Annotated in this window: 12 protein-coding genes; 3 read left to right on the top strand and 9 right to left on the bottom strand. The window is 44.7% G+C overall.

Annotated features, from left to right (window positions below; genetic code table 11):
• Positions 1-168 precede the first annotated feature (168 nt).
• From otnI to ltnD, 4 genes are read right to left on the bottom strand one after another with little or no spacing between them, the layout of a single operon-like run.
• Positions 169-945, bottom strand: coding sequence for a 2-oxo-tetronate isomerase (otnI, locus tag F0229_RS11815; protein WP_171732925.1), 777 nt, complete (start codon positions 943-945; stop codon positions 169-171).
• Positions 945-1,592 carry an aldolase gene (locus tag F0229_RS11810; protein WP_171349682.1) on the bottom strand — a complete coding sequence of 216 codons (648 nt, stop codon included), beginning with the start codon at positions 1,590-1,592 and terminating at the stop codon, positions 945-947. The genes otnI and F0229_RS11810 overlap by 1 nt, the downstream gene beginning before the upstream one ends.
• Before the next feature lie 11 nt (positions 1,593-1,603).
• Positions 1,604-2,860 (bottom strand): 3-oxo-tetronate kinase, encoded by a 1,257-nt coding sequence (gene otnK, locus F0229_RS11805; protein WP_171732924.1) that lies wholly within the window; start codon positions 2,858-2,860, stop codon positions 1,604-1,606.
• 2 nt (positions 2,861-2,862) lie between these two features.
• Complete coding sequence (ltnD, locus tag F0229_RS11800; RefSeq protein WP_171732923.1) at positions 2,863-3,777, bottom strand: L-threonate dehydrogenase; 915 nt, start codon at positions 3,775-3,777, stop codon at positions 2,863-2,865.
• A 280-nt stretch (positions 3,778-4,057) separates the two neighbouring features.
• Here ltnD and F0229_RS11795 point away from each other — a divergent pair, with 280 nt between their 5' ends.
• On the top strand, positions 4,058-4,816 hold the full coding sequence (locus F0229_RS11795; RefSeq protein ID WP_017072299.1) for a DeoR/GlpR family DNA-binding transcription regulator: 759 nt from the start codon (positions 4,058-4,060) through the stop codon (positions 4,814-4,816).
• A 180-nt stretch (positions 4,817-4,996) separates the two neighbouring features.
• Positions 4,997-5,458: a hypothetical protein gene (locus tag F0229_RS11790; RefSeq protein ID WP_171732922.1), complete on the top strand. Its 462-nt coding sequence runs from the start codon at positions 4,997-4,999 to the stop codon at positions 5,456-5,458.
• Between the two features lie 43 nt (positions 5,459-5,501).
• On the opposite strand, the gene F0229_RS11785 is transcribed toward F0229_RS11790, so the two are convergent.
• The 4 genes from F0229_RS11785 to F0229_RS11770 all read right to left on the bottom strand — a co-directional run bounded on the left by F0229_RS11785 (position 5,502) and on the right by F0229_RS11770 (position 10,004).
• Positions 5,502-7,733 carry a hypothetical protein gene (locus tag F0229_RS11785; protein ID WP_171732921.1) on the bottom strand — a complete coding sequence of 744 codons (2,232 nt, stop codon included), beginning with the start codon at positions 7,731-7,733 and terminating at the stop codon, positions 5,502-5,504.
• 431 nt (positions 7,734-8,164) lie between these two features.
• On the bottom strand, positions 8,165-8,503 hold the full coding sequence (locus F0229_RS11780) for a Fis family transcriptional regulator (RefSeq protein ID WP_171732920.1): 339 nt from the start codon (positions 8,501-8,503) through the stop codon (positions 8,165-8,167).
• 199 nt (positions 8,504-8,702) lie between these two features.
• Positions 8,703-9,677: a Gfo/Idh/MocA family protein gene (locus tag F0229_RS11775; protein ID WP_171732919.1), complete on the bottom strand. Its 975-nt coding sequence runs from the start codon at positions 9,675-9,677 to the stop codon at positions 8,703-8,705.
• Between the two features lie 3 nt (positions 9,678-9,680).
• Complete coding sequence (locus F0229_RS11770; RefSeq protein ID WP_171732918.1) at positions 9,681-10,004, bottom strand: putative quinol monooxygenase; 324 nt, start codon at positions 10,002-10,004, stop codon at positions 9,681-9,683.
• A 106-nt stretch (positions 10,005-10,110) separates the two neighbouring features.
• On the opposite strand from F0229_RS11770, the gene F0229_RS11765 reads away from it, so the two are divergent.
• The gene (locus tag F0229_RS11765) at positions 10,111-10,968 is read left to right on the top strand and encodes a LysR substrate-binding domain-containing protein (protein WP_017069718.1); all 858 of its coding nucleotides are present in this window, start codon (positions 10,111-10,113) and stop codon (positions 10,966-10,968) included.
• 28 nt (positions 10,969-10,996) lie between these two features.
• Here the strand turns inward: F0229_RS11765 and F0229_RS11760 are convergent, their stop codons facing one another.
• On the bottom strand, positions 10,997-12,205 hold the full coding sequence (locus tag F0229_RS11760; RefSeq protein WP_171732917.1) for a winged helix-turn-helix domain-containing protein: 1,209 nt from the start codon (positions 12,203-12,205) through the stop codon (positions 10,997-10,999).
• Between the last annotated feature and the right edge of the window lie 10 nt (positions 12,206-12,215).

Raw genomic sequence — 12,215 nt, 5'->3', positions numbered from 1 at the left:
CTTTTGTCTCTTTCTTCATTTTTAGAAAATTTGTAGGGTGGTGCATATGGGTGATACCGGGTCACCCATTGCACTTTATCGTTATGTGTTGGCTTACCTGTAAGCCGTGTTATCTAAATCAGTTTTTACTTTTATGATTCGTTACATATAAACGCCATTCACACCGCGCTATAAATAACTTTTTACCCAGCTAAGCCCCTCTTCTGTCGTGCTTCTTGGGTTATATTCACAGCCAATCCAACCTTGGTAACCTGAATCATCCAAAACACTAAATAAATGTGGGTAGTTCAGTTCGCCTTCCGATGGTTCATGCCTCTCTGGTACAGAAGCAATTTGGATATGACCGGTATAAGCAGCAACTTCACGAATCAAAGTACTTAAATCACCATCCATGATTTGCGCGTGATAAAGGTCGAGTTGAAGTTTCACATTTGGTCTATCGACCAACTTAATCAGTTCGACAGCGTCACGTTGATGCGCCACAAAATAGTTCGGAACATCACGGCTATTAAGAGGTTCAATCATCAATTCGATGCCTTGCTCAGCAAACTTATCAGCCGCAAAACGAATGTTTGAGATGAAGGTTTCAACGTGTTGTTGCTTAGTAAAGTTCTCATTCAATATGCCTGACATTGCATGGACTTTTTTACAGCCCAGAGCTGTCGCGTACATAAGCGCCGTATCAACACTAGCTTTAAATTCCTCTTCACGATCTGGAATAGCGGCAAAACCACGCTCACCCGCATCCCAATTACCTGGAGGCATGTTAAAAAGCGCCTGCTCAAAACCAAATCTCTGCATTTTTGCTGCAAGCTCTTCGGCCTCAAATGCATAAGGGAATAGGTATTCAACAGCTTTGAAACCGGCTTGGTGTGCTTTTTCAAAACGCTCTAGAAATGGTACTTCTGTGAATAACATCGTTAAGTTTGCTGCGAACTTAGCCATTATTTGCCTCTCCCTTTTAAATCCATCACTTCTTCGTCCGTTAGGTAACGGATATCATTCCCTTTCAATAAGAATGCTAATTTGGCGGTCTCTTCTAGCTCTTCAGCGTTATCAACGGCATCAACAAAGTCAGTGCCTGTTACTACTGGGCCGTGGTTTGCTAACAAAAATGCTCGATAATCACCTGCTCGTTTTGCCAACTCTTCAGCGATTTGTGGGTCACCCGGACGTAGGTAAGGAATCACTGGTAACTCACCAATTCGCATCACGAAATACGGTGTGAAAGCCTTAATCGCGTTATTACGATCCAACCCTTCAAGGCAAGACAACGCGGTAAGGTAAGTAGAATGCAAATGAACAATCGCATTGCATTCTGCATTATTTCTATAAATCGCTAAGTGGAATGCCGCTTCTTTAGAAGGCTTCTTACCTGAGATGTGGTTGCCATCGATATCAACAACCGACAATTCCTCAGCGACAAGGCGACCAAATGAAGAGCCTGTTGGTGTTGCTAGAAAATGCCCATTAGGTAATTTGATAGACAGGTTACCTGCACCACCAGTGGCGTAACCTCGTTCGAACATTGAACGAGCGAGCGTGACCATTTGCTCTCTTAACTGCTGCTCGTTCATCAAAACTTTACTCATTTGAATCTCGCTTATGAAAAGAATGATTGAGCTTTAGCGAAGAAGTTTTTATCACCAAAATTGCCCGATTTTAGCGCTAGTGATAGCTCACCTTCGACCGATTTAACCCAAGGCACACCTGGTGCGATTTGAGGGCCAATATGAAAACCTTTCACGGCTAGACTTTGCGTCACTACGCCTGATGTTTCACCACCAGCAACAATGAAGTTTGTCACACCATGTTGGTGCAGTTTGATAGCGAGTTGACTAAAAAACTGTTCAACGGCGTGGCTTGAAGCTTGCGCGCCATACTCTTCTTGAATGGCTTTCAGTGCGGCGGCATCTGCGGTTGCATAAACCAAAGGAGCAAACTCGCCTTGGTTATTGGTCATCACCCAATCGAACACATCATTGGCGTATTGATCATTGGTTAAGCAAGCCTTCACATCGATAGCAAAGTGAGGAGCAAGCTGCTTGTATACCGCAACTTGTTGGTTAGTCATCACTGAACAAGAACCAGAGAACACAACGGTTGGTGCTTTGACTGGGCTACCGGCATGTTTTGCATCACTTTGGTCAGCAAGATGTCCTGTCCAATTTTTAGCGATACCAGCAGCTAGGCCTGAGCCACCTGTGATTAGTTTCAGAGATTTAGCCGCTTGACCTAACGTCACCAAGTGCTCTGCATTAAATGCGTCTACCACGGCATAGCGACTACCTTGAGCTTTGAGTTCGTTAAAACGAGCGGTAACCGCATCAGCGCCCTGTTCAATCGTTTGAAAGTTAACTAAACCGGAAACACCTTCTGATTGTGCGTCCATCATTCGAACCACACTTGAATCCGTCATTGGTGTAACAGGGTGATTACGCATACCTGAATCACTGAGCAACTCACCAAAAACAAACAAGTGACCGTTGTAAACCGTGCGACCATTTACTGGCAATGCAGGGCAAACCATAGTGAAAGATTCTCCAAGTTCCGCCAAAAGTGCATCTGTTACGGGACCAATATTGCCCTCAGCGGTACTGTCGAACGTTGAGCAGTATTTAAAGTAAAACTGTTGGCAACCTTGAGATTGAAGCCATTTAAGCGCAGTAACCGAATCCGTCACCGCTTGGTCAACTGGGCAAGAGCGAGATTTAAGGCTGATCACCACAGCATCTGCTGATGTGTCAAACTCTCCCGTTGGAATCCCATTCAGTTGAACAGTGCGCATACCGTTTTCAACCAAGAAACCAGCAATGTCTGTTGCACCTGTAAAGTCGTCTGCAATAACACCTAATAACATGATTATTTCTCCGCCTTTGCCGTGTTTACACCCGGCAGGTCAATACCTTGGAAGACTTTTATCACTGCACTGTCGTCTTCTTGACCAAATCCAGCATTACTCGCGCTAACGAACATGTTCAGTGCAGCACTTGATAATGGGAGTGGGAATTTCAGGTTTTGAGCGGTATCTGATACCAAGTTCAAATCCTTCACAAAGATATCAACCATAGATTTTGGAGAGTAATCACCATCGACTACGTGCTTCATGCGGTTCTCGAACATCCAAGAGTTGCCCGCTGCATTCGTAACAACGTCGTACATCAAATCAAGCGGAATGTTTGCGCGTGCGGCTAGTGCCATCGCTTCAGCGCCCGCAGCAATATGAACACCTGCTAGTAACTGGTGGATAATCTTAACGGTCGCACCAAGGCCAATGGTCTCGCCGATGTTGTAGACTTTAGCTGCAGTTGCATCAAGTACCGGAGCCAGTGCTTCAAATGTGGTCACCGCACCTGAAGCCATAATCGTCATTTCACCCGCTTCTGCTTTTACTGCACCGCCGGACACTGGCGCATCCAGCATCACAAGATCATGTTCAGCAAGCTGAGCTTCGATTTGTTTCGCGTCTTCTGCTGAGATCGTTGCCGAGACCATAACTGGCGTGTTACGTCTCAGTGCCGCCGCAAGACCAGTCTTAAACAGTACCGTGTTAACTTGAGCTGCATTCACAACCAATACCAAAACTGAATCAAGTTTGTCGGCAAACTCAACCGCGCTTGTAGAGACCGCTTTTGCGCCATATTCACCCAAGTTTTCAAGCGCTTGCGGATTCAAATCGAAACCATATACATCAAGGCCTGCACGCACGCATGACTTCGCTGCGCCCATGCCCATAGAACCTAAACCGATAACACCAACAGATTGAACTTCTTTCATAGCAAGATGCCTTTCACGTAATTATTGAATTCTAGATTTGTTAATTCTTGTTTATGTTTGTGATTATATGTGAAGAAATCGAATGCGACTTAGTGATAAGTCACACATTTAACAAAAGTTAACATTAATGAGTGATTTAACCCTTTAGAGGCATTAGATAAGGGTAATTTCGGCAGCAATCACAGTTCTAATTGCTATTTCACAACAGATATTCACAGATATTCACAAAACAACCAAAGATTGATAGGATGATGAAAAATAAGAACATAGAAGAAGAATCATGATTCCAGCGGAACGTCAGAGAACCATTTTGTCACTATTATCACACCAAGAAGTGATCAGTATTTCTGAGCTTGTTGAGCACTTAGAGGTGTCTCATATGACTATTCGTCGAGATATCGTAAAGCTAGAGACATCAGGGAAAGTGATTTCAGTTTCGGGTGGCGTTCAGCTGACTAAAGCACTTCACAGCGAATTGTCACACGACATCAAGGTAGAACAGCAAGCAAGCGAAAAAGCTCAAATAGGTCAACTAGCTGCTCAATTGGTTCCTGAGTATTCGACTATCTACTTAGACGCTGGAACAACCTCTTTGGAGATCGCTCACCAACTTGCAGGGCGAGATGATCTGCTTATCATCACCAATGACTTCGCGATTGCCGCATACCTAATGAACAGCACACAATCTGAGATTTACCATACTGGTGGCAAGATTGACCGTGAAAATCAATCGAGTATTGGGGGAAAAGTAGCTGAGTTCTTGGCAGGGATGAATATTGATATTGCGTTTATCTCTTCTTCATCTTGGAATCTAAAAGGGCTCTCGACACCTTGTGAAAATAAGGTATTAGTCAAACAAGCCATTGTTCAAGCAGCTCATTCAAACTATCTGATTTCAGACTCAACCAAATACGGACGTATCGCTACTTTCCACGCCTTAGATTTAAGTGCGCTTGATGGCGTGATCACCGACATTGATCTTTCGAGTAGTGTGATTGATGAGCTTCAAGACAAAGGCATCAAGGTCATTAATTCGTAACGGATCCCTCATCAAATTTCAGGCTCACCAACCAAACATTCAGAGCCTGAATACCACAACTCCAAAATCATCTATTTATCCACTCGATAAAAATAATTCTTACAATTAAGCGTTTATATTCATTAATAATATTGGCGGCGGGCGGCATAATAGCCGCGAATCCTTCTAACGAGTTTGGTTATGTTCTACAAGCGTCTTTTGGTATTGGCTTTACCGCTTACTTTTGTGTTTTCCACCCATGCTGAAACGTTTGGTGAACGAATGGCGCGCATCGAACAAGAGAATGTACTGGCGAAAACCATGAGTGAAGAACAAGTTGAATTGATACAAAAAGTCGTACAGACCAACCACTGCGCTAAAGTGGCGTTAACCCATCACCAACGCATTTTGGGGCAATATAAGGTTGAGACGTCTTCTTCGGAGTTATTCGTAAAATGGCGTCAACTCGGTAAGCAGTTAGACGCTCAATACGAGACAGATTACCCCGGCTACCCTAAGCACGCTTTTCAAGAATATCCAGCAGCTTCAAGCAAAGTCGATGGCTACCTTTTTGCTCTAATCGACAATGGTTTAAACGAGCAATCGTGGATCGCCAAAGAGTTTAAGCAGTGTAAAAAGAATAAGCTCATATCCCGAACCTAAGCTCTAGTCTGCTCTGGTTCGAGAGCACTCACTCGCATTGGTTCTAATAAAGTAAGAACAGCCCTTCATAACCGCCAATTTCGATTTCACTCACATAGTCACCAACGTTACCGTTAGCATCAACAGGTTTCATTGGAACATCCAGCGCGATGGTGAGTTTTGCCGCGTCATAAAAGCTCGGATTCTTACCGTGGAAATCCGTGCGATACAACACACGACCATTGCTGAACTCTCTCGCTAACACCATGTCCTCAGGGCCACCAGCAACCACCTGATTTTCAGATTGATACATAAAGTACGTGAACGTCGGTAGAACGTGAGTGATACCATTGGGCAGATCAGCATGCACCATTTCGTTCATCGAGGAATCGCCAACGATGGTGTAGTCAGTAGGCTGAGGTGTCGTTGTCGAAAGCATCAAAGGAATCGGCGCAAAGCCATGTGGGATTTGATGACTCGGCTCTCCCAAGTCAACGGCCAATAACGAACTGGGTTGGTAGGCGATGTTTTTAGGGACACCACTTTGCCAGAAAGTGTCAGCCGTCGTATTGCCACTTCCATAGACGTAACCATTGTTCCACTGATTAAAGTAGCTATGTTGAGCGTGTCGATTGAGGTGGTAGATCGCTAGGGTCGAGTATTGGTCTTGCTTCCAATTATCTTCACTATTTCCAAGATACTGAACTCGCCCATAACGCGTTGTCGCCTGAAAAATAACACTTTGCCCATTGTAGGCGAGCGCAGAATTATCCCAGAATTTAGAGATCCCCGAGTAACCACTAAACCCAGTAGACGGAAAAATGTAGTGCTCGCGTAAATACAGAGATCCCGCCTCGCTAAGATGAGACTGTCCATTTCGACCCAGTAAGTTCGCGGTTCCGATATTCAACCCAATCGACGCATCACTTTCTAAAGCAGATAGATTTTTCAGAAACGCTGAAAATTGTTGTTTATAGAGATCATCCGCTTGATTCGAACCCGCAACAGCTCCTAACTCTTGAACATGCCCGCCAGAGTGAACATAGAACTGATTCGAACCAATAAGCTTATTTGTGTCGTCGTTGTACGCACCATTCAAACCTTGGCTTGCCCAGCTTTGCTTGTAGTAGCGATGAATAGCAGATAGATAATCCGCGTTTGCGACGTTCGTTAGCGACCAAGATGAGTTAGCGCTCCACATTCGACCAAATGGCACCACTCTTGATTCCCAACGAAAACGCGCTGTCGCGTTCTTATTGGTTCGATTTCGATACTCACTTGGCGACAAGTAGTTATCGCCATCTAGGTCTGCAGACACATCAAAGCCGCGGATTTTTCGCCATTGGCTGATAGCATTGCCGTCCGGCGTTGTAATCGGAGCGTCGGTTAACTTGACGGTTGGAAAGCTGTTCTTGAGTTTCACTTCTTTTAAACGCGGCCTGTCGTCGGCGTTCTCACTTTGCCAACGAACTCTCACAACGTATAAGCGCCCACCACCTCTCAAAAAGGTTGAACCAAAATACTGGCCGCCGCCATAACTCGCACCGCTCCCATCATGAGTTGTGGCTCTTAACCAGTTATCCGGAAGGTTCCAGACCACCGATTGGTTTTTGGTCATATTGAGCGTTTTGTCTTTCTTTACATCAAGCCTTTCCCATTGTGAAACCCTACCCTGAGAATCAATAGCAGTTGGGTATTCAATCCAAAATTCACCGCTGCCAGCAAACTGTGAGAACTTAAAGGTCAGCCGTTCGAACTGTTCAGCATGATAGACATACAAAGCCCCACCCTGTTCGAAATTCTCAAACACATCGGCATCCCACGGAGGCTCTTGATACAACCAAAAACCAGCATGGTCTTCACTGGCTGTATAACCCAAGATCATAGGTTTTCGGTTTAAAAGGGTCTTTTCGCCATGAGTTTTATCAACTTCGGCAATGACAGTATCTTCAGAAAAGTGCAGAAAATAGTCTTCGAAATTGAGGCCTTCTAACTCAGCTTGGTTACGGAGATCGTTCTCCAACCAACCCGAGTTCATCGCCATGACTTGGTTGTACATATAACCAATTGTCGTGGCCCGCTCATTGTCGGCTTTGTCGGCATAAGCTCCGAACACAATATCACTGTTGGAAATTTCCCAATCAATGACGGCATTCGTAGATAGTGGGGAGCCCAAAAGATCAACACCAACTTCATGTTGCCCTGGCAGCACAACCGCTGTACCAACAGCAAAAGCGTAACCAGCGATTAAACATGACGGTATGAGTGCGAGCAGCCCAGAAATGTAGGTTTTCATGATTCAAATTTCCTAATCGATACTGTCATGCCTTAAATCACAAAACGAAAAGTCAGCCAACTTACGTGTCAATTTAGGAATCAAAATACGAAAAAAGTATCGACTACATGGCTCTATTGTTCAAGTGCTCGTCTGTCTTGTTTCATCGGTGGCAAGTAAAACGAGCAAATGCCGATTCAAAATCAATGCATTAAGGAAAATATAAGTTTTTGTGATTTTAATTTTATTTGGAAACCAAGTATCTCCGGCTAACGAGAAATCAGCTCAGATTTTCTCAAAATGAGAATAATACGGTTTGGAAGATGAGAAGTTATCAGAGCCTAGAACTCAGAATAGGACTTGGATTTGCTGTATCGAATCTCAGTTTGAGCGCCACACTATTGAAACTCAATTTAGATAGGCTGTCTAAACAAGAACGATGACAACGCTCCTTAAAGCCTCTTGTTCCACTTCCCTTGATGGTCGCGATCGCAATTTTCTTGCGTATCGTAGCTAACATGCTTATCGATATTCTTCAGTTGAATTCCAACTTGATTGAACGCTTGTTGAATAGCCCCTGAGACACTCTGTTGACCTTCGCCACTTAAGAAGTTCGTTCTATCCTGATTGGTATCGAATACGCAGACAATTTTCAAACTTTGCGGAAATGAAGAGAAGTTGGCCGAGTGAGTCACCCACAAAAAACCATCGAAGCCTTTCAGCGTGTCTTCACAAACGTCAGTTAACACGTCTCTGATTTGATTCTCGATTTTCTTATCTGATTTACGCATGCGGTAAAGGTCCTATTTAACACCTTAAAAAATAAGGTTTTTCGGTCAGTTTCGTACTACCTGATATTGGACACTGTGGCGGTTTCAAATGCAAAGTATTTATTGGGGAGAGTCGACTAGAAGATATAGAGGAAACGCCTCATGTTTGATAGCTTACGAGGCGATCAAACATGAGACGAGTATAGAATTTACTAAAACATTAGCTCGCCGCTTGTTCCCAATCAGTTAATAACTTCATGATTACGCGAGAGTCTTGATGAGTCGCCATCGGCGCAGCAAGTTGTGTGTCACCTTGCTCAACCGCTTGGCGGATATTGCGCACTTGATAATGGAAACCATCGCCTTGCGCTTCGACTTTCACTTCACGTGTCGACGTCTCATAGATCTCTACCGTAAACGTGTTTTCTGCCGTCGGTAGCCATGGATTAGTATCTAGCGTGATACAGCCTTTGCTGCCTAGAATCGTGAAGCCATGCTTTAAGCCGTGGTCTTCTGCAGTATGGATTTGAGCAGTAAAGCTGTCATTAAAATGCATCATCGCCGACGATTCACAAATATTGCCATCTTGGCCACGTCGGCTGATTGCAGAGATCTGCACATCATCGAACACACTCTCGCCAAATTGCTGCTGTGCAACAGAGTGAATCAGCGACATTGGGTAGCAGCCAAGGTTGTACAGCGCGCCTTTACTTGCAGGATTCACGAACTGCTCAATCGCCGCAACGTAGGAACCTTGAATTGAGCGCACTTCACCGATCTCACCAGTCGCCAGTTCTTGATGAAGCTTGGTGACAAGTGGATGGTTTAAATACATCAAACCTTCAGCAAAGAATACGCCCGCTTCTTTCACGGCTTGTAAAGCTTGCTCGGTTTTTTCCATATCTACCGACAGAGACTTCTCACACAAGATCGCTTTGCCTTTTTGAGCCGCTTTAATCACATACTCATGATGAACATGGTTTGGCAGAGCAATGTAGATAATGTCGACCGACTCATCTTCAATCAAGGCTTCATAGTTGTTGAAGGTTCGTGTTGGCTGGTATTGGGCAGCAAACTCATTGAGTGTTTTCTCTGTGCGTCCAGCAACAGCATACAGCTCACTTTGAGCATCGCCTTTAATCGCATCCGCCATTACGCCTGAGATAAAGCTGGTTCCTAGGATTCCCCATTTCATGTCTTAGATCTCCTGCTCTTGTACTTTGATAGGCCCACGTTGCGTTTCGAATGCTTGAACCAACTCGGTAATATCACGCTCAATAAACGCTTGGGTATGAGGCATCACAAAGTGCTGATTGATCGCCTCGCGGTTTACGTATTGCTCAAGCAAGATCACACGATCGCTTTGGCTTTGATCATAGGTTGCAATTGCTTGTAGGCAGCCCCGTTCGCTTTGCATGTCTAAACAAAACTGTTCGATAGCTTCGAGCGCAGCTGCTCGTTCTATGTTGGTTTTGATCTTAAGTTCGGCAGTAACAAAGATAGTTTCATTCGTTTGAGGCATTGCACGCTCTTATTTTAGTTAATTATCGGTTTGCCATTAATATAATTAACCCCTAATAATTGATAAACTCACGTTTTGTTTATTGTTTATCAACCAAGAATGTTCAATGGATAAGTTAACCAGCATGAAAGTCTTCGTCTATGTGGTGGAACAAGGTAGCTTTCGCAGCGCCGCAAACCACTTCAACCTGTCGGCGACCATGATAAGCAAACATGTCCATTCCTTAGAAGCCAGTTTGAAGTCTCAGCTGATCCACCGCACCACGCGTAAGCAATCGTTAACCGATTCAGGACAACTTTACTATCGTGAGTGTAAGCGAATTCTCGAAGACATCAGCAATGCAGAGAACCTGATTCAAACCTTAGAAAATCAACCGCAAGGCACGGTAAAAATTAACTGCCCAGTTACCTATGGAAACAAGGTGCTCGCCCCTATCGTGGCCAAATTTCTCGCACATCACCCAACCATCAACGTTGAGCTGATGTTGAATAATGACCTTGTCGACCCTTATTCATCCGACATTGACCTGATTGTGCGAATTGGCGACCTGTCCGATTCAAGCTTGGTCGCAAGGTATTTAGGGGATTATGAGATGTGTTATTGCGCGGCGCCCGCTTACCTAAACCAACATGCTGAAATCAGAGTATTAGAAGACTTGGCACAACACCCATCGCTTGGATTCAGTTACAGCAGCCAAGCTCCTCACGCCACACCGAATAAAGAACGTGTGCGCTTGATGTCGAATAATGGTGATGTGTTGCGGTATGCCGCCCTGCAGGGTGTGGGCGTGTTGTTGCAACCGACTATCTTAGTCGCAGAAGAGATTGATCGTGGAGCGCTGTTGGAAATCCTACCCGGCATGGCGCCGTTACCAAAGCCGATTCACTTGCTCTACAAAACCAAGCAACTGTCGTTGAAGAACAGAACCTTTGTCGAGTTCTTGTTAGCTGCGTTTGCTGAGTAACTAAGCGCTTTCTAAACAACAAAGACCGCTAGACTGTTTGCCATTGGCTCATCAAGTAACTGCCAAGCCCTGAGGGCGTGGTGTTATGGACGATCATATCATCACATTGGTTGAACACCATGAAGTGTTTTAGTTCATCGCATAAAGCATGAACCAACAACTCATGGTTTTTAATTCGCTCTTCCACAACCAAGTTACGGATATTGAGCAAACCACTCTTCCTGTCGACCTTGCAATCCATTCGTGCCACCAGCTCACCTTGCCACAGAATCGGTAAGCTAAAATAACCAAACTGACGCTTGGCCTCTGGAACATAGCATTCTAGGAGGTAATCAAAGTTGAACAATGATTGCATTCGCTTTCGTTGAATCAGCAGGTTATCAAACGGAGACAGTATCTTAAGCTTGGTTCTGGAAAGAGGTTGATTCAGCAGTTCAAAAGCACCTGGCAGGACATAGTAATCAGAGCCTTGAATATCTACTTTCAGAACCTGCTTATCTTCAAGCATCTGTTGGAGTGCTCTCTGAATCAAAGGCTTTGTGTTCTTGAGTAGGTAGCTCATTTCCGACGCTATTCCAACTCCGTTAGCCTCTAAGTAACGCTTTATGAGATGCTCGATGTACTCTTGTTCTGTCGGCTCAGAGGTATCAATTCCGCTCGGTAAAACTCGCTCGGTTAGGTCATACACCTTATGAAAGTTAACTCGGCTTGGCACCATTAAGTCGCCTTGCATGAACAATGTTTCTAATGCTTGCTTGGCCGGTTTACCGCCCCAACCGCCGGGGTTTGGCCTATCCCCTTCAAAATCTTTCGCCATCAACGGCCCTTCATTCTCAATACGTTTGAGAACATGAGCCATCAGTGCGTCATTCTTTTTATACCAATGCTTGAGCTTACCGCTCGCAAAGCCATTCTTGCGGTGTAGGCTGAATCGGAAGTCACGCATGGGTAAATACGCGGCGGCATGCGACCAATACTCAAATACTTCTCGACGCTCTAACAGCTTATCAAGATGGTTCAGTTGGTAATCTTGATTGCGATTCCAAAGCGTGTGGTGGTGAGCTCGCTGAATCACAGAGATGGTATCAATTTGCACATAGCCAAGGTTTTCAATCGCAGACAACGTGTTCGCCAAAGCGCCCCCATTGCGTTGCTTTTTAGGTGGCAACTTCTTAGGCGGCAGCTTTTGCGAAAGCAATACCAGTTTTTGCGCTTGAGCGAGTGACAGTGATTCCATGAAATTCAGA

Origin of the sequence: Vibrio sp. AIC-3, assembly GCF_013114515.1 — a bacterium.
In the GTDB taxonomy this organism is placed as follows: domain Bacteria; phylum Pseudomonadota; class Gammaproteobacteria; order Enterobacterales; family Vibrionaceae; genus Vibrio; species Vibrio crassostreae_C.
Note: the sequence above shows the minus strand (reverse complement) of the source record. Positions and strands in the feature narration are given on the sequence as shown.

Excerpts from the sequence above, each read along its gene's own strand:
- otnI (WP_171732925.1), bottom strand. The coding sequence starts at position 945 with ATGGCTAAGTTCGCAGCAAACTTAACGATGTTATTCACAGAAGTACCA.
- F0229_RS11810 (WP_171349682.1), bottom strand. The coding sequence starts at position 1,592 with ATGAGTAAAGTTTTGATGAACGAGCAGCAGTTAAGAGAGCAAATGGTC.
- otnK (WP_171732924.1), bottom strand. The coding sequence starts at position 2,860 with ATGTTATTAGGTGTTATTGCAGACGACTTTACAGGTGCAACAGACATT.
- ltnD (WP_171732923.1), bottom strand. The coding sequence starts at position 3,777 with ATGAAAGAAGTTCAATCTGTTGGTGTTATCGGTTTAGGTTCTATGGGC.
- F0229_RS11795 (WP_017072299.1), top strand. The coding sequence starts at position 4,058 with ATGATTCCAGCGGAACGTCAGAGAACCATTTTGTCACTATTATCACAC.
- F0229_RS11790 (WP_171732922.1), top strand. The coding sequence starts at position 4,997 with ATGTTCTACAAGCGTCTTTTGGTATTGGCTTTACCGCTTACTTTTGTG.
- F0229_RS11785 (WP_171732921.1), bottom strand. The coding sequence starts at position 7,733 with ATGAAAACCTACATTTCTGGGCTGCTCGCACTCATACCGTCATGTTTA.
- F0229_RS11780 (WP_171732920.1), bottom strand. The coding sequence starts at position 8,503 with ATGCGTAAATCAGATAAGAAAATCGAGAATCAAATCAGAGACGTGTTA.
- F0229_RS11775 (WP_171732919.1), bottom strand. The coding sequence starts at position 9,677 with ATGAAATGGGGAATCCTAGGAACCAGCTTTATCTCAGGCGTAATGGCG.
- F0229_RS11770 (WP_171732918.1), bottom strand. The coding sequence starts at position 10,004 with ATGCCTCAAACGAATGAAACTATCTTTGTTACTGCCGAACTTAAGATC.
- F0229_RS11765 (WP_017069718.1), top strand. The coding sequence starts at position 10,111 with ATGGATAAGTTAACCAGCATGAAAGTCTTCGTCTATGTGGTGGAACAA.
- F0229_RS11760 (WP_171732917.1), bottom strand. The coding sequence starts at position 12,205 with ATGGAATCACTGTCACTCGCTCAAGCGCAAAAACTGGTATTGCTTTCG.